Source organism: Streptomyces sp. NPDC088766 (assembly GCF_044750845.1).
Lineage (GTDB): Bacteria > Actinomycetota > Actinomycetes > Streptomycetales > Streptomycetaceae > Streptomyces.
In genome coordinates this window covers 218,324-233,541 of sequence record NZ_JBIVKQ010000012.1, presented here as the reverse complement: position 1 = coordinate 233,541, position 15,218 = coordinate 218,324, and the positions used below count along the sequence as shown (strand labels likewise).

At 71.9% G+C, this 15,218-nt stretch carries 13 protein-coding genes and 1 pseudogene; 2 read left to right on the top strand and 12 right to left on the bottom strand.

All coding sequences use genetic code 11. The features are described 5' to 3' along the window. Positions 1–316: 316 nt before the first annotated feature. Complete coding sequence (locus ACIP5W_RS19165) at positions 317–706, bottom strand: signal peptidase I (RefSeq protein WP_401474422.1); 390 nt, start codon at positions 704–706, stop codon at positions 317–319. Positions 707–856: 150 nt separating this feature from the next. After that, positions 857–2,062, bottom strand: coding sequence for a glycosyltransferase (locus ACIP5W_RS19160; RefSeq protein ID WP_401474419.1), 1,206 nt, complete (start codon positions 2,060–2,062; stop codon positions 857–859). Between the two features lie 476 nt (positions 2,063–2,538). Here ACIP5W_RS19160 and ACIP5W_RS19155 point away from each other — a divergent pair, with 476 nt between their 5' ends. Then, a complete protein-coding gene (locus ACIP5W_RS19155; RefSeq protein ID WP_401474416.1) occupies positions 2,539–3,123 on the top strand; it encodes a hypothetical protein in 585 nt (194 codons plus the stop codon). Positions 3,124–3,191: 68 nt separating this feature from the next. Here the strand turns inward: ACIP5W_RS19155 and ACIP5W_RS19150 are convergent. Further along, a pseudogene (locus tag ACIP5W_RS19150) lies at positions 3,192–3,876 on the bottom strand (helix-turn-helix domain-containing protein); the annotation flags it as partial. 881 nt (positions 3,877–4,757) lie between these two features. On the opposite strand from ACIP5W_RS19150, the gene ACIP5W_RS19145 reads away from it, so the two are divergent. Then, a complete protein-coding gene (locus tag ACIP5W_RS19145; protein ID WP_401474414.1) occupies positions 4,758–5,810 on the top strand; it encodes a LuxR C-terminal-related transcriptional regulator in 1,053 nt (350 codons plus the stop codon). A gap of 46 nt (positions 5,811–5,856) precedes the next feature. On the opposite strand, the gene ACIP5W_RS19140 is transcribed toward ACIP5W_RS19145, so the two are convergent. The 9 genes from ACIP5W_RS19140 to ACIP5W_RS19100 all read right to left on the bottom strand — a co-directional run bounded on the left by ACIP5W_RS19140 (position 5,857) and on the right by ACIP5W_RS19100 (position 15,168). After that, the gene (locus ACIP5W_RS19140) at positions 5,857–6,405 is read right to left on the bottom strand and encodes a hypothetical protein (RefSeq protein WP_401474411.1); all 549 of its coding nucleotides are present in this window, start codon (positions 6,403–6,405) and stop codon (positions 5,857–5,859) included. 288 nt (positions 6,406–6,693) lie between these two features. Next, a complete protein-coding gene (locus ACIP5W_RS19135) occupies positions 6,694–6,954 on the bottom strand; it encodes a helix-turn-helix transcriptional regulator (protein WP_401474409.1) in 261 nt (86 codons plus the stop codon). 653 nt (positions 6,955–7,607) lie between these two features. Next, positions 7,608–7,898, bottom strand: a complete 291-nt coding sequence (locus tag ACIP5W_RS19130; RefSeq protein ID WP_401474406.1) for a hypothetical protein — start codon at positions 7,896–7,898, stop codon at positions 7,608–7,610. Between the two features lie 175 nt (positions 7,899–8,073). Next, complete coding sequence (locus ACIP5W_RS19125) at positions 8,074–9,375, bottom strand: MFS transporter (protein WP_401474403.1); 1,302 nt, start codon at positions 9,373–9,375, stop codon at positions 8,074–8,076. Further along, the gene (locus tag ACIP5W_RS19120; protein WP_401474400.1) at positions 9,372–10,442 is read right to left on the bottom strand and encodes a GntG family PLP-dependent aldolase; all 1,071 of its coding nucleotides are present in this window, start codon (positions 10,440–10,442) and stop codon (positions 9,372–9,374) included. The genes ACIP5W_RS19125 and ACIP5W_RS19120 overlap by 4 nt, the downstream gene beginning before the upstream one ends. A gap of 13 nt (positions 10,443–10,455) precedes the next feature. Further along, positions 10,456–11,931 carry a lyase family protein gene (locus ACIP5W_RS19115; protein ID WP_401474397.1) on the bottom strand — a complete coding sequence of 492 codons (1,476 nt, stop codon included), beginning with the start codon at positions 11,929–11,931 and terminating at the stop codon, positions 10,456–10,458. After that, a complete protein-coding gene (locus ACIP5W_RS19110) occupies positions 11,928–13,166 on the bottom strand; it encodes an ATP-grasp domain-containing protein (protein WP_401474394.1) in 1,239 nt (412 codons plus the stop codon). Before ACIP5W_RS19110 ends, ACIP5W_RS19115 begins: the two co-directional genes overlap by 4 nt. Then, on the bottom strand, positions 13,163–14,239 hold the full coding sequence (locus tag ACIP5W_RS19105; RefSeq protein ID WP_401474391.1) for a pyridoxal-phosphate dependent enzyme: 1,077 nt from the start codon (positions 14,237–14,239) through the stop codon (positions 13,163–13,165). The genes ACIP5W_RS19110 and ACIP5W_RS19105 overlap by 4 nt, the downstream gene beginning before the upstream one ends. Positions 14,240–14,253: 14 nt before the next feature. Then, positions 14,254–15,168: a hypothetical protein gene (locus ACIP5W_RS19100; RefSeq protein ID WP_401474387.1), complete on the bottom strand. Its 915-nt coding sequence runs from the start codon at positions 15,166–15,168 to the stop codon at positions 14,254–14,256. Positions 15,169–15,218 lie beyond the last annotated feature (50 nt).

Below are 15,218 nucleotides of genomic sequence, written 5' to 3'. Positions count from 1 at the left end.
GGGGGGTATGTCGTTCCAGATTTCGAACCGGACTTTCACGGACTCGGCGACGCCTCGCGCCGGCTTCCGGGAATCGGCATCTGCCTGTCCGGGCTCCATGAAATTGTGCGAGGTGAACGCGGAGTGGTGGTTGCGGGCGCCCCTCTTTATTCGGTCGTCCGTGCGGTGGCTCATTTCCGTTGATGCTAAGTGCGTTCCGATTGGATGGTCAACCGTGACCAACGCCACACCTGTTCGGTGATGGAATGCTGTTTGCGCCCGGCGTGCGACATCAAGGGGTTTGCCTGAAGATAGCGGACCACATGAGGAAAATGGTTCACTTCGGTCGTGCCGCGCCCTCCTCGTCGGGGGCGGCGTATCCGGGGACGGAAGGCCACCGCAAGGTCATCACCACGGAGTCGTCCTCGGCGAACCAGGAGTGGTCCACCCCCTGGCCCCAGACGACGTAGTCGCCCTGCTGCTCCAGCAGCACGCTGCGCCCGGGGAACTCCATGCGGAAGCGTCCTGTGATGAGAACCAGCAGAGCTGTCCGCACCTCGCCCTGCACCCACTGTGCTCGTCGCTCACCGCGTGGGTGCACACCCCATTTGACCTCGACGGCGTCACTGTGACGGGGATCGTCCCGCTCCTTGAAGTGCCCGAGCAGCCATCCCCGGTTCCCTCCCGCGTCCCTGCCCGCATTGCCTGTGTACACGCCGTCATCCATGAATGCGAACGGTAGCAACCGAGGGTGCGGCGCCGGCCGCAGCGCGATCAACCGTGCGGCCGTGGTCCGCGCATGCCGAAGCCCCGGACGGGGCCACCCCGGCCGGGGCCCCTCGTCCGGACCGGCCCGGACGCTGTGGGCAGGCGTCGTTCACCACCGCCCGTCGATCAGCCGTCGCGCGGCCACCTCCGCCCCGTCGGTGCGGAGCCGGCCTCCCAGGGACTTCGCACGCGCCCGGGTCCCGGGTGACAGGGCGGTCGTGAGGGCGACGCCCAGAGATCCCACGGTCGTGGCCGGAGCGTCGAGGGCCGCACCGAGGCCCAATGCCGCCACCCGGCCTGCCCAGTACGGGTTGTCCGACAACCGCAGAGGTGTCACCACTTGCGGTGTGCCCGCCCGGGCCGCTGTGAGCGTCGTGCCCGCGCCGCCGTGGTGGACCACAGCGGCCACCTTGCCGAACAGGCTCTGATGGTTGGCCTCGCCGATGGCGAAGCAGTCGTCCCCGCCGTCGACGAGATCCAGATCCGCCCAGCCGCGGGACACGAGCACGCGGTGCCCCTGCGCGCGGATCGCCTCGACGGCCATGCCGCCGATGCCTTCGGCCGGGGACATGCTGCCGAAGCCCACATAGACCGGCGGGGTGCCGGCGTGCAGGAACCTCGCCAAGTCCGCCGGGAGGGGGCGTTCGTCCGCGAGGGTCCACGCGCCTGTCTGCACGACCTCCAGGCCGGGGGTGTCCCGCCACGATCCCAGGACCGGGTCCGCCGCCAACCACGGGCGGTCGGTGAGGACGTGGTCGCGCACGTTGTCCACCGGCGGCAGACCGAGCGCTGCCCGGTGACGGTTGAGTGCCTCGCCGAACTGCGCGTTGACGTTCTGGGCGTCCGACTCCCACAGTGTCCGGTTGTCGGCGGCCTCGGGCTCCGGCCAGCCCGGCCGCGGCGGTGGCGCGTGGTGCGGCGACGGCAGGTGGACCGCCGCGTAGCTCACGTACACGTAGGGGACACCCGCGGCCTCGGCCACGGATCGTGCGGCCACCTGCCCCAGACCTGCGGCCACCACCACGTCACATCCGGCGAACGCCGCAGGGAAGGTGCCGAACTGTGTCTCGACCAACTCGTTCCGGTAGCGGGCCAGGTCCGATGCCGAGGGCAGGGTCTTCCCGCGCATCAACTCCCTGACGGGGAGTCCGACCGGCACCAGCTGCACTCCGATGCCTGCGAGCCGCTCGGCGAACTCCTCGTCCGGCGGGGCGCACATCCTCACCGCCGCGCCGAGCGCCCGCAGCCGCACCGCGAGTGCCACCAGCGGTTCGACGTCACCACGTGTCCCGTACGTGGACAACAGCACCCGCATTCAACGTCCCCTTCCGTCGGGTCTTCCCTGCGTTTCTGTCGTTTCCGCCCGGGCTCGGGGTGTTGGTCGGCGGCGGCGACGCATCGGCCGTCAAGACTGGTCGGCAGCAGTGTAAGTCGCGTGTCGGCCAGGGCCGGCGATGGTCGCCTTGCGTCATCGCGCCTGGTTCGTGTCAGCCAACTCATCTGATTCCCGGCAGACTTGCGCCTTCGTCGGGCACGGGCAGCCATCTCGGTGGCCACGGTCGTGCGCCGGAATGCGTGGGGCCGGAGGTTCGGCGCCAGCCGGCCCTGGGCAGTCTGTGCTCGGCGAGGTGTGCAGGTCCCCCATCGTCCACACGACCGGAGTGCCACTCGATGCGTTGTTCGTTCGCACCCGTACCTGATGTTTCGGTCATCCTGCCCTGCGCCGGACACGGAACCCGTTTCGGGGCGCCCTATCCGAAGGAGCTGCACTCTCTGGCGCCCGGGGTCACCGTGCTGGACCGCAGCCTGGAATCGGTCGTCGAACTCGCCAAGAGCGGACTCAACGTGCGCCTGGTCGTCGTGTTCGGAACGCACAAGCTGGACACGGTGGGTTACCTCGCCCGCTATGCCGACACCTTCCAGATGGTCTTCGTCTACCAGGACGAGTCGTTCGGACCCGGTCTCGACGGGGCGATCCGGTCCGCCCTGCCGATGACACAGGGGACGGTGGCCCTCGTCCTTCCCGACATCGTTGTCTCGGGCGCGGACACGCCGGGCAAACTCCTTGACGCCTTACGGCAGGTGGAGGTGGCGGGCTGGAGCGTGGTGGCCGCCGAGGAGCGGGATCACGACACGCTGCGGCAGATGGGCGCGCTGGCCGTGACCGAGACGGGGGGAGTCCTGACCGTGGGGGCGGCCACCGACAAGCCGGCGGATCCCTCGGGCTTCAACGCGTTCTGGGGCATGGTGGCAGTCACCGAGAGCGAGGCGCACAAGCTGCCCGACGTCGTGGGCACGGGAGCGGCCAGCCCACTGGCCGGTGCGGTCGCTCTCCTGGTGGAGGGGATCGTCAACTACAACACCCCCGCGGGCTGACTTCTTGCGCTGCCGACGACTTCGTGCGCGACCGGCACCGCGCACGCGCGATGTCCTGGGCGTCTCCTGCGGCGAAGAGGTCTCCGCCGCAGGGGCCGTCTCCATGTCCACACGGCCGGCCCGCTCAGGTTGGGCCGGGACGATCCGGTGGGTGTGAAGCGCAGGTGGAAACAGGGGCGGGCCGGCAGCCAGGTCTTGATGGCCGGAGTCTTGTGGGTGGCGTGGCTGTCCAACACCGGATGAACATCCAGGCCCGCCGGCGCCTCCCGGTCGAGTTCGAACAGGAACTTCTTGAACTCCTCGGCCCGGTGCCGGCGGTGCAGGGAGCCGGTCACCTTGCGGGACACCGGGCATCATCGGCAGCACCGGCTGGGAGCGGTCCGGCGCCTGGATCTGGCTCTTCTCGTCCACGCAGATCACCAAGGCCCGCTCGGGCGGGGCCAGGTACAGGCCGACCACGTCGTGCACCTTGTCGACGAAGTACGGGTCCGTCGGCAGTTCGAACGTCTCGGTGCGGTGCGGCTGCAGCCCGAAGGCCCGCCAGATCCGCGACACGGTCGACTGCGACAATCCCATCTCCTGGGCCATCGCCCGTGTCGACCAGTGCGTGGCATTCGTCGGCGTCGACTCCGGCGTCTTGGTCACCACCGCGGCCACCTGCTCGTCGGTGACCGTCCGGGGGCCGCCGGGACGCGGCATGTCACCCGGCCCGGCGATCCGGTGCTCGACGAACCGCTTCCGCCGGCGGCCCACCGCATGCGGTGGGGAGCCCGACTGCGCGGCCACGTCCTTGCAGGATCGACTCGGCCTTCGGCCGCCCAGTACGTGCCACCAGGCAACCCTGGACATCTGAGCAGAATTCCTGACTCGGAAGACTGGCTGTTCTGTCCCAAGAGCCCGGACGTTCCCCACGCGCGGCACGCTGAATCCCGCCACACGCCATCTCCCCCTCGCCCGGATCGGTTGACTTCGGTCGGCCGTCACGCCGGCCCCGGCCGGGGGTCGGGGCGGGGCCGCGCATGCTCGTGCCGCGGAGCGCCGAGCGGCGCCGATTGTCATGTCCCCTTGCTTACCTGGGCGCTATGGTTGTCTCGCCCAGGGAGGGACTGATTCCGATACGGGCCACCACCGGTGCGGACCGGCGGTGCGTGGAGTGTCGACCGGGGGTCGGTTTGGCGGCTTGAGAGGCCGGACCGGGCTGCGTCGGGGGAGTGTCCGATACCTCTCCGATGTAGCCGGCCGTGTCGTGCGGTGTTGGGCCTGACGGTCCAAACCGACGATGCGGTGAACACTCGTCGGATTGTCGGCCCGTCTGGTGCATGCGGGCCGACCTGGGGAACGGATGCGATGACCACACGACACCTTCTCGACCCCGACGGAGGAGACGCCTTGCCATCCATGACCGTCGCCGACCGGTTCTGCTCGACGCGAGTCGCCTCCTGTTCACGCAGAGGCCGCGGAGACAGCAGAGGTCACGCGGCTCCCGAATACGCCGGTCGGGCTCGGGCGAATCGGCTCCCCGACGGCTGCCCGAGTCGATTCCCCTCCACCACGCCATCGACGCGCCACGTGCCGGTCCCGGGAACGGGCGGCGGCGTGTACCGCGGTCCCGCGTTACTTGTCACGGAGAGGGGATGCCGTTGAGACATGAGGTCAAGAGCCGGCCTTTCGATGTCGGCGACCGACTCGGCGGCGATGAGGTTGCCGTCTACCGGTGGCTTGCCCTGCACCGGCAGTTCGACCTCTCCCGGATGGCCGCGGAACTGGCGCTCGACGAGGCCTCGGTGACACGTGCCGTCGACGCCCTCCTCCAGATGGGCCTGCTCCAGCGGCACGCGGAGGGCGACCAGGTGATGCGGGCGGTCGACCCCCATCTGGCCGCTGCCGTGGCCACCGCCCCGCTGGAGAGAACCATACGCGAGCAGCAGATCTCGCTGCGTGCCTTCCGCGACCAGTTCGCCCAGCTCTCCTCGCACTACGAGGAGGCCCAGCGCGCCACCCCCGCACCCCTCGACACCATCCCCGCTCTGACCGAGGTGCGAGCCGCCCTGGACCGGGCCGCCGAGCTGTGCCGCGAGGAGATGATCACCGTCCAGCCGGGCGGCACGCGGGCACCCGAAGTGCTGAAGGACGCGCTGGCCAGAGACGGTGAGATGCTCGCCCGCGGGGTGCGGATCCGCACCCTGTACCACCACACCGCGCGGTTCAACAGCCCCAGCCAGGCGTACGTCGCCATGGCCAGCGCCCTCGGAGCCGAATACCGCACCGCCCACCAGCTCTTCGGCCGGATGATCGTGTTCGACCGTGAGCTGGCCTTCCTGCCCGACCACAAGGGCACGTGGGGCGCGGTCGTCATCCGCGAGCCGTCGGTCGTGCACTTCCTGTGCGAGCTGTTCGAGCAGGCGTGGACGGAGGCCCAGCCGTTCTCCGACGCGGCCACCGATGGACTGGAAGCCGTGGCCAAGGATCTCGACCGGACCATCCTGAGGCTGCTCGCGACGGGTCGGAAGGACGAGACGATCGCCCGGCGCCTCGGCATGTCGCTGCGCACCACGCGGAAGCACATCGCGGACATCATGCAGGCCCTGGGGGCGGAGAGCCGCTTCCAGGCCGGTTTCGCCGTCGCCACCCGGGGTCTGCTCGGCGACGGCCCGGACGACGAGGACGGCGACCCGCAAGACGAGTAGCGCGGTCCGGCGAACGTGCCGATGAGGAAAACCTTCTGATGGACCGTCAATAAGGATCGCTCAGGAGGAGTTCCATCAGGACCGTCGGAGTGTGGACGTCCAGCAGAGCGTAGGCGTGGTCGCGGGGCACGAAGAGTGTCCCGCCCGCGCGAAGGCGCAGATCCACGGTATTCCCCGGAGCGCCGTCCGTGCGGGTGAGCCTGCAACGGCACGCGCCTTCGAGCACAGTCACGATGTGCTCGACCGTGCTCGAAGCCTGTTGTTCGCCGACCGACATGGAGCGCATGAACCGGAAGGACGGGCGGACCCGCAGCTCCAGCAGCGCGCCGAGCGTCGATGCCAGCAGCAGCGGCTCCGCTTCCGGGCCCCCGGGCTTCCCCGGACATCCGTCGGTCCGGGGCGGCGCCGCATCGGAAGCGTACCGCCAGCGTTCCTGCTGATAAGCGGGCCGCGCGATGCGCAGCAGCTCCGGCAGTGTCTCGGAGTCCTCGGGCCACAGCAGTGCCGGTCCCCGGTCCCCGTTCGTGGCGACGCACAGCGCCAACTCCTGGACAAAGGACTCGAGCGGCCTCACCAGCCGTCTGGGCTCAGGCACAGCTTTGACTCTCCGATCTCGCGTCGGTCCTGTCCCTGGTGAGGGGCTTGTGTGCACCGTCGAGTCGGCTTCGTCTTCGTTCGCTTCCTCCGGGACCCAGATGTCCCGCTGCCGTCCGACGGCGGTGTGAGAGGCATCGTGGCGTTCGTGCCGCGAAACATGTAGTCACGTGTTCCCGCCACACAGGGGGTTGTGCGCGAGGTTGGGGGGGTGAGGTCGTGCAACCGCCCGGTGGGGCCGACGGCCGGTCTCTGTCCGTGACCGTCGGCCCCACCGGGCGGTTGCGCTTCACGCCGGGGGAGTTGTCGTCTCCTCAGGGTCCTGTTCCTCGGCCGCGGCGATGGCGAGACGCAGCAGATGGACCCGGCTCCGGGCCCCTGACTTCTCCCGGATCCTGCGCAGATAGGTGTCGACGGTGTGCGGACTCAGGTCCATTCGGCGTGCGATGGACGTGTAGGTGAGGCCGTCGGCGAGGTGTCGCAGGACCTCGCACTCACGGTCGCTCAGTGACGCGAGAGCTTCGGCAACCAACGGTCGACGTGTGTCCATTCCGTCTTTCCTCGTCGCAGGGAAACCCTGACGTGAGCCGGCCCCCCGGCGGAAGGGCGGACCGGTCGTTTCTCGGGTGGTGCGGGGAACCTCCGGGCGGGAAGTCCTGCACGGTGCGCGGAGCACCCCGCGTGCCCGGCTCAGCCCCAGCCGCTGTCGTCCGTCGGGGTCGCCGTGCGCAGCCGGTCCGATGCGACGGGGGGTTCCACACTGCCCCAGCCGCTGTCGCCGGAGACTACTACGGCGACCACGGACTGGAGGGCCGAGCTCTGTGCGCCGGATGTGGCGCCGAGGGCGAGCAGCGCGACTGTGATCACTGTGGTGACGGGACGGCTGACTTTCACTTTTGCTCCTGTAATCTGACGATAAGTGCGGGGTTTCCGGGCTGTGATCCCTGCTGAGTCAAGGTTCTCCAGATCGCGACTCGCTGACCATGGGGGAAGGTGCTCACCAAGCTGCCCGACAGCAAAGACGAATGGGTGGCGAAAAGAGCGTAGTGGAAGAAACGGGTGTGAACAGACTGTGAGAGAAGGGTAGTTCGAAAGAATTCGGGCCGGGAGACGCACACCGGGAGCCGGCTGGGTGACCGCCGACCACAACCTGGTGGTGGGCCGGTTCGCCCGAGGCCGGCGTGAACACATCCTCCGCCGACATCAGCGGGTGCGGGTGCGGGTGCCGGCCGTCTTCTCCAGCGCACCGCGGTCCAGTTTGCCGCTGAGGGTGAGAGGCAACTCGGGCAGCGGCAGGAACCTGGCGGGCACCGTGTCCGTCGGCAGGAACGCCGCCGTCTCGCGGGGCAACCGCTCCGTGAGCGTGTCGCGGGCCTCGTCACGAGGGACGAAGCACGCGACCAGCATGGGTTCCCCGCGCGGACTGGGCACCACCACGACGGCGCCCGAGGCCACTTTGCGGCAGCCGAGGAGACCGCTCTCCAGCTCTCCCACTCGACTCGCATACCGCGTACCTGACCTGACCTGACCTGACCGGCGGCCCGGCCCGAGGCAGAGCAGGGTGCCGTCGTCCGGCTGAACGCGCCGATCGGCCTCGACCTCGCTGCCGCGACCCCACAGGAGACGGCGGTGTCCATCGCCGCCGGGATCCTCGCCCGCACCCGCGGGGTCAGGCGCCCCGCTCGGCGGCACCGCCGGCCCCATCCATCCCCGTGCGCGCGAAGTCATGCATCCCGCGCAGCGGTGAGCACACCACCCACACCGCGGCCAGGCAGGTGCCGCAGGCCGCGGTCCACAGGGTGCCCCGGACACCGGCCGCCGACTCGCCGAGCACGCCACCGGCCAGCGCACCCAAGGTCATCGCGCCGAACCCGACGAAGCGCACCGAGGCGTTCACCCGGGCCAGCATCGCCTCGGGGCACACCACCTGCCGGTAGCTGACCTGGGCGACGTTGTACACGACGACGCCGTACCCGGTGACCAGGAGCCCGACGAGAGCCGGGACGAGCAGCGCCCCGCGCCCCGCGAGCGGCACCAGCAGCAGAGCCGGGAAGGTCACCAGCGGTACCAGCCACACCGCCCGAGCCTGGCCGACCCGGCGCACGACGCGGTACGCCGTTAGCGCACCGAGTACCCCTCCCAGACCCAGCACGCTCAGGACGGCCCCGGCCGCGGACCCGGAGAGGCCGAGCACCGCGGTCAGGAAGAGGACCTGCACGGCGCTCAGCACACCGGCGAAGAAGTTCGCGGTCGCCGTGCAGCCGGTGATGGCCAGCAGCGTGCGGCTGCACGCCAGGAACCGCAGCCCGGCGCGTATCTCGGCGAGCAGCCGCCGGTCGGTGCCCTGCGCGGGGCGCGCCGGGTCCGGCTCCCGGACGCGGCGCAGCAGCAGGGTCGAGGTCAGGTAGCCGAGAGCCGTGGCCAGCACGGGCAGGGCGGGCCCGGCGAGCTGGGCGAACGCGCCGCCCACGCCGGGCCCGGTGATCTGGGCGAGGGACTGGCTCGACTGGAGACGGGCGTTGCCCTCGAGGAGACGGTCGCGGTCGACCAGAGCGGGGAGGTGGGACTGGTAGGCGACGTCGAAGAGCACGGCGAGGACACCGCACAGCAGGGCCACGGCGATCAGCTGGCCGACCGTGAGCAGGCCGGCCCACCAGGCCACCGGGATCGTGCACAGCAGCAGGGCCCGGCCGCTGTTGGCGCGCCGCATCAGCAGCCGCTGCCGGGCCCGGGCCACCCACACCCCCGCCGGGAGCCCGATCAGCAGGTACCCGGTCGTCTCCGCGGCACTGAGTAGGCCCATCTCCAGCGGGGTCGCCGCCAGCCTGGTGGCGGCCAGCAGCGGAAGCAGCGCGTTGCCGACGTACGTCCCGAACTGGCTGACCGACTCCGCCGCCCAGAACAACCGGAACGCGGGGTGGGCGCCGAGCGAGGCGGGCGGGGGTGCGGGCGTGGTGACCTGCTCGCTCACCACCGGGCCCCGGGCGCGGTGGCCACGACGTCCGTGAGGACCGTCACGGCCCGGTCGACGTCGGCGGCCGTCACCCCGGAGTGGGTGACCGCGCGGATGCGGCCCCGTCCCAGTTCCGCCAGGTGCACGCCGTGGGCGCGCGCCCCCTTGATGACGGAGTCGGTGGTATGGGCGGTGAGGTCGCCGTCCACGGTGAAGAACACCATGTTGGTGCGCGGGGGTTCGGCGTCGAGGCGCAGTCCGGTGATCCTGGCGAGGCCGTCGGCGAGCCGGCGCGCGTGGGTGTGGTCGTCGGCGAGGCGGTCGGTCATCTCGGTCAGGGCGACGATCCCGCACGCCGCGATCATGCCCGCCTGACGCATGCCGCCGCCGAGCATCTTGCGGTACCGGCGGGCGCCTGCGATGGACTCCTCGTCGCCGACGAGCATCGACCCGATCGGGGCGGACAGCCCCTTGGACAGGCAGAACTGGACGGTGTCCGCGGGGGCGGCGATGTCGGCGGCCGGCACCCCGAGGGCGAGGGCCGCGTTGAAGACGCGGGCCCCGTCCAGGTGCAGGGCGACGCCGTGCGCGCGGGCCAGGGCGCCGGCCGCCGCGAGGTAGCCGGTGTCGAGGGGGATCCCGCCGAGACGGTTGTTCGGCGTCTCCAGGCAGAGCACCGCGGGCAGCGCGAACTGCGGGTCCTCCCGGTCGACCTCGAAGGCCTCCGCCACCGCGGCCAGCGGCAGAGTGCCGTCCGCGGCGGCAGGCACGGGTTCGTAGACGAGGCCTCCGAACACCGAGGCACCGCCCGCCTCGTAGACGTAGATGTCGGACTCGGCGCCGACGACGGCCTTGCCGCCGCGCGGGCTGTGGGTGAGCAGCGCGGCCAGGTTCGCCATCGTGCCGGTGGGCATCAGGACACCGGCCGCCTTGCCCAGCAGCTTCGCCGACAGCTCCTCCAGCTCCCGTACGGTCGGGTCCTCGCCGTAGACGTCGTCGCCGAGGCGGGCCGCCCTGGCGGCGTCGAGCATCCGGGGGGTGGGCAGGGTGAAGGTGTCACTGCGCAGTTCAACGACGTGGCTCATGGGTGGGGCTTCCTCACGGTCGGCGGATCAGGGCGGACACGACGTCGCCGAGGCGGCGTTCGGCGGTCGCCCAGTGGGTGCGGCGGGCCTCGGCGGAGGCGGCCAGCCGGTCGAGTTCGCCGTCGGCGTCGTCGAGGGCCGCGGTCACGGACGCCGCGGCGGGGCCGCCCCCGGCGACGGCCGCGGCGGCGATCGACGCCGGGTCCAGGGCGTCGAGCAGGTCCCCGGGACGGTCGGCGAGGTGTGCGGCGGCGGTGTCCTGGAAGGTGCGGCCGGTGGCGAGGGCCATGGTGCTGATCTCGCCGACCGTGTGGTGCGCCGTGCGGAACGGCACCCCCGCCACGACCAGGCGCTCGGCGAGCGCGGTGGCCGCCGTGTGCCCGTCGGCCGCGCGCCGCAGCATGAGGCCGGGGTCGGGCTCCGCGCCCTCGAACATGAGCCGCAGCAGCACCACGGCGTCGGTGGTGGCCTCCAGGGCCGGCCACAGATGACCGACCGCCTCGGTGCCCACGGCGATGGCGTTGGTGTAGCGGGCCGTGGACATCGCTGCGGTCGCGGCGGTGAGCGCCCCGAGCGCGGCGGCCGCCTTGCCCTGGACGTTCTCCAGCAGGAACGGGTTGCGTTTCTGCGGCATCATCGAGCTGCTGCCGACCAGGTCGTCGGGGAGCAGGAGCAGGGGGTTCTCGGCGCTGGTCCAGGACTGGAGGTCGTGCGCGGTCCGGGTCAGGAGCACGCCGAGCACGGTGCAGGCGGCGAGGAGCCGCAGCACCACGTCCCGCGAGGCGACGGCGTGCAGGGAGTTGGACAAGGGTGCGGTGAACCCGAGCAGTTCGGTGGTGCGCGCCGCGTCGACGGGCAGGGTGGTTCCTCCGGTGGCGCCCGCGCCGAGGGGGTTCTCGCCCAGCTCGCGGCCCGCGTGCTCCAGGTGGTCCATGTCCCGTACGAGAGCGGCGGCAACCCCGGCGAGGTAGTGGCCGTAGGTGATGGGCACGGCGGGCTGGTGGTGGGTGTACGCGGGCATGACGGTGCCGGCCCAGCGGCGGCCCTGTTCGACGAGGACCCGGCCCAGTGCGTCGGTCTCGGTGAGGAGCCGGTCGTAGGGGCGCCGCAACTGGAGCCTGAGGACGGTGGCGTTGAGGTCGTTGCGGGACCGGCCGCTGTGCAGGACGCCGCCGGTCTCCTCGCCCAGGGTGTCCACGAGGTAGCCCTCGTAGGCGAGGTAGCGGCCCCGGGGGGCGGGTAGGTGACGCAGGGGGGCGAAGTCGGCGCCGCGCAGCTCCTCGATGCCGGAGAGCAGCCGGGCCGCGGTCGCGCGCTCGATCACCCCCTGCTCGGTGAGCATCACCACGTGGGCGCGGTCCACCTCGCTGGTGGGCCGCAGCTCGGCGGCCACCGGGTCCGGGGGCACCCGCAGGTGCCGGTCGAAGAGGATGTCCGCCGCCGCCGGTGTCACGGCGGAGGACAGACGTCCGGTGACGGAGACGGTCATGCGGTGTCCTCCGGAACGGTTCGGGCGCGCAGGGAGGCGCGCAGCAGGCTCAGGGCCGTGTCAGCGGCCAGTGCGGCGGTCGAGGCGTCGGGGGCGGTGGCGACGGCGTGGCCTACCCGGTCGCGGTGGTCGTGCCGCGGCGCGAGCGGCACGCCCCTGCTCCCGGTGAGGACCGCGGCCGTGACGTGGGGCGGCGGATCGGCGAGGGCGGCAGGCGGATCGCCCAGCACCGAGGGCTCGTCGACCACGAGGAATCGCAGGCTGGAGTGGTGCGCGGAGCGGGCCGTCAGGTCCGGGCGGTGGCCAAGGGCCGCGCCGACCTGGGCGGCGACCAGGTCGATCCCGAGGGCGGCGCGCACCAGTTCGGGGATCATGCCGCCCGCGAGGCGAGGGTTGACCTCGATCACCACGGGCCCCCGGGCTGCCAGTCGCAGTTCGACGTGGGCCGCGCCGTGGCCGAGGCCGAGCGCCTCGACCGCGGCGACGGCCGTGCCGGCCAGGGACCGTGCCGTGCCGTCCGGCACCGGAGCGGGGACGTCGTGCCCGGTCTCGACGAAGTACGGGGCGGCGCCGAGGTGTTTGCCCACGACGGTGACAGGGGTGTCCCCGAACACCTCGACCGAGAACTCCGGCCCGTCCACGTACTCCTCGACGAGAAGGCCGGGCACGGTCGGGATGCCGCGCTCGTTGTGGGTGCGGGTCAGCAGGACGGCGGCGTGCTCGGCGGCTTCCGCCAGGCTGGCACACAGCCGCACTCCGGTGCTGCCGGACCCGTCGGCGGGCTTGAGGACCGCCGGCAGTCCGGTGCGCCGGACGGCGTGGAGAGCCGCGTCGGCGTCGGTGACAAGGGTCTGGGCGGCCACCGGTACGCCCCGCGCGGCGAGCGCGGCACGCTGGTGGCCCTTGTGCCGGCAGCGGATCGTGGCGATCGGGTCGGGTCCGGGCAGGCCGAGGGCGCGCGCGGCCTCGGCGGCGACGGGGACGAAGTAGTCGGAACTCGTGGTCACTCCTGCCGTGGGTCCCGCGTCGAGCGAGGCGACCGCGTCGAGGACCGACTCGGCGCTCGACGTGTCGGCCTCGACCACGTCGATCTCCTCGGCGCGGGCGTAGCCGTAGCGGCCCGGGTCCTCGGCGAGCAGCACCGGCCGGACGCCGAGGTCCCGGGCACGCCGCGCGAACAGGGGGCCGGTGCCTGAGGTGTTGGACTCCACCAGGACCAGGAAGGGATCGGTCACAGGTCCTCCACGGGTGCGGGGGCGGAGCGGCCGACGCCGTCGCGTGTGGCGTCGTCGAGGGAGCGGCGACGCCAGTGCATGCGCGCCCACCCTCCGACGGCGTCGTGCGGGTCGGTGACGGTGCGGGGAGCGGGGGCGGCCGGCGCGTCGAGCAGACCCTGTTCCGCCAGCCACTCGTCCTGGTACACCGTCCCCTGGTACCGGTGCCCCTCGTCGGGCAGGAACGCGACCACCTGCGCGTCGGGGTGGCGTTCGGCGAACCAGCGGGCGACCAGGAAGGACGCGCCGCTGGTGGGGCCCATGTAGAGGGCGTGCAGGGCGTGCAGTTCACGGGTGGCCCGGAAGACCTCCGCGGGGCCCGCCCAGTGCACCTCGTCGTAGGCGTCATGACTGACGTTGGACGGGACCAGGCTGTTGCCGAGGCCGCGCACCACCCGCGGCCCGTCGGCCTGGCCGAAGATGGCGCTGGGCGAGGTGTCCACCCCGATCAGGCGCATCTGCGGCTGGAGCAGCCGCAGGAAGGCGGCGGTGCCGCCGGTCGACCCGCCGGAACCGACAGGGCCGACCAGGCAGTCCACGGCACCGACGGTCTCCGCGATCTGCTCGGCCACGGCGGCGTAGGCGTTGGGGTTGTCGGGGTTGTGGTACTGGCCGGGGACGTAGTGGTCGGGGTGCAGCGCCCGCAGCTCCTCCAGCCGGTCCAGACGCGCCTGCTGGAAGCCGCCGTTGGGGCTGGGCTCGGCGCAGATCTCGACCTGCGCGCCCAACTCGTGGAGCCTGCGGCGCAGCGCCGGGTCGATGGCGGGGTCGCCGACGATGACCAGGGGGTAGCCGCGTAGTCGGCACACCATCGCGAGGCCCAGGGCGAAGGTGCCCGAGGACGTCTCCAGGACCGTGGTGCCGGGGGCGAGTTCGCCGCGCTGCTCGGCCCGGTCGATCATGAAACGGGCCGGGAGCAGTTTCATCAGGGTGAACGCGGCCACGCAGAGGTTGGGGCCGATCCGTATGAGCCGCGGCAGGACGGTCGCCTCGACGACCGACGCACTGGCCGCGGGCAGAGTGGATGATCGCATGCTCTCCGTTCTCATCATGTCGTCGTGAAGTACCAGGTGTCGTGGATGCCCAGGGCGGCGAGGCGCTTGCGGGCGCCGTCGGTGCGGGCGGCGAGGTCGGGCACGGCGGGGTCGAAGAGGAGCCCGGCCACGTCACCGCTGTGCGCGACCTGGAGGCCGGCCGCGCCGACCGCCTCGCTGACCCGCAGGAGGCCGCTGAGCCCGGGGACCGCAAGGTGACGCTGGTTGATGCGGGCGCTGGCGGTGGCCACCCGGCCGAGCAGGGTGACGTCCCCGGTGCGGATGGCGCGGCGGACCGTGCCCAGCAGCGGGCGGAACGCCTCGATCTCCCAGACCGAGTAGCGCGCGGGCGGCAGGGTCAGGGTGTCGGTGCCCAGGCTGTCCGCGCTGGTGCCGAAGCCCAGCACGGCCAGCGGCATCAGAGGCCCGCCCAGGTCCTCGATGACCTCGCCCTCGCGGTGCGCGAACAGGACGGTGCGGTGCGGGTACATGAGCGCGTCGGACGCGGTCTCGGCCGCGACGGCCAGGGCGGCGTACTGCGCGGGGCTGGGGCGGCGCCCGCCGGCCTCGTAGACCGCGCCGATGGTCGCCACGACGTCCGCGGTGGACGAGCCGAACCCGCGGCTGGGCGGGATGTTGCTGGTCAGACTGAGGGTTCCGCCGGCGGGCACGCCGCCCAGGGAGCGCAGGGTCAGCTCGGCTGCCCGGCGCGCCTTGGTACGCCACGGGTCACGCATGACGATCCCGGTCGCGGTGTCGGACGGCTCGAAGACGGCGTGGGACTCGTAGAGGGGGCAGGGCAGGGTGATCAGGGCGCGGCGCAGGCGTCCGTCGGACTCGAAGACGCCCTGGAGGATCTCTCCGTGGTGGCCGACGCTGTGGTGAGCTCCCCGGATGCGGACCGCCGTCCCGGCCGGGCCTGTGGACATGTCGTGCAGCATGGCTTCCCTCAGGGTTGGTGGATGGGGGCGCCGGTGCG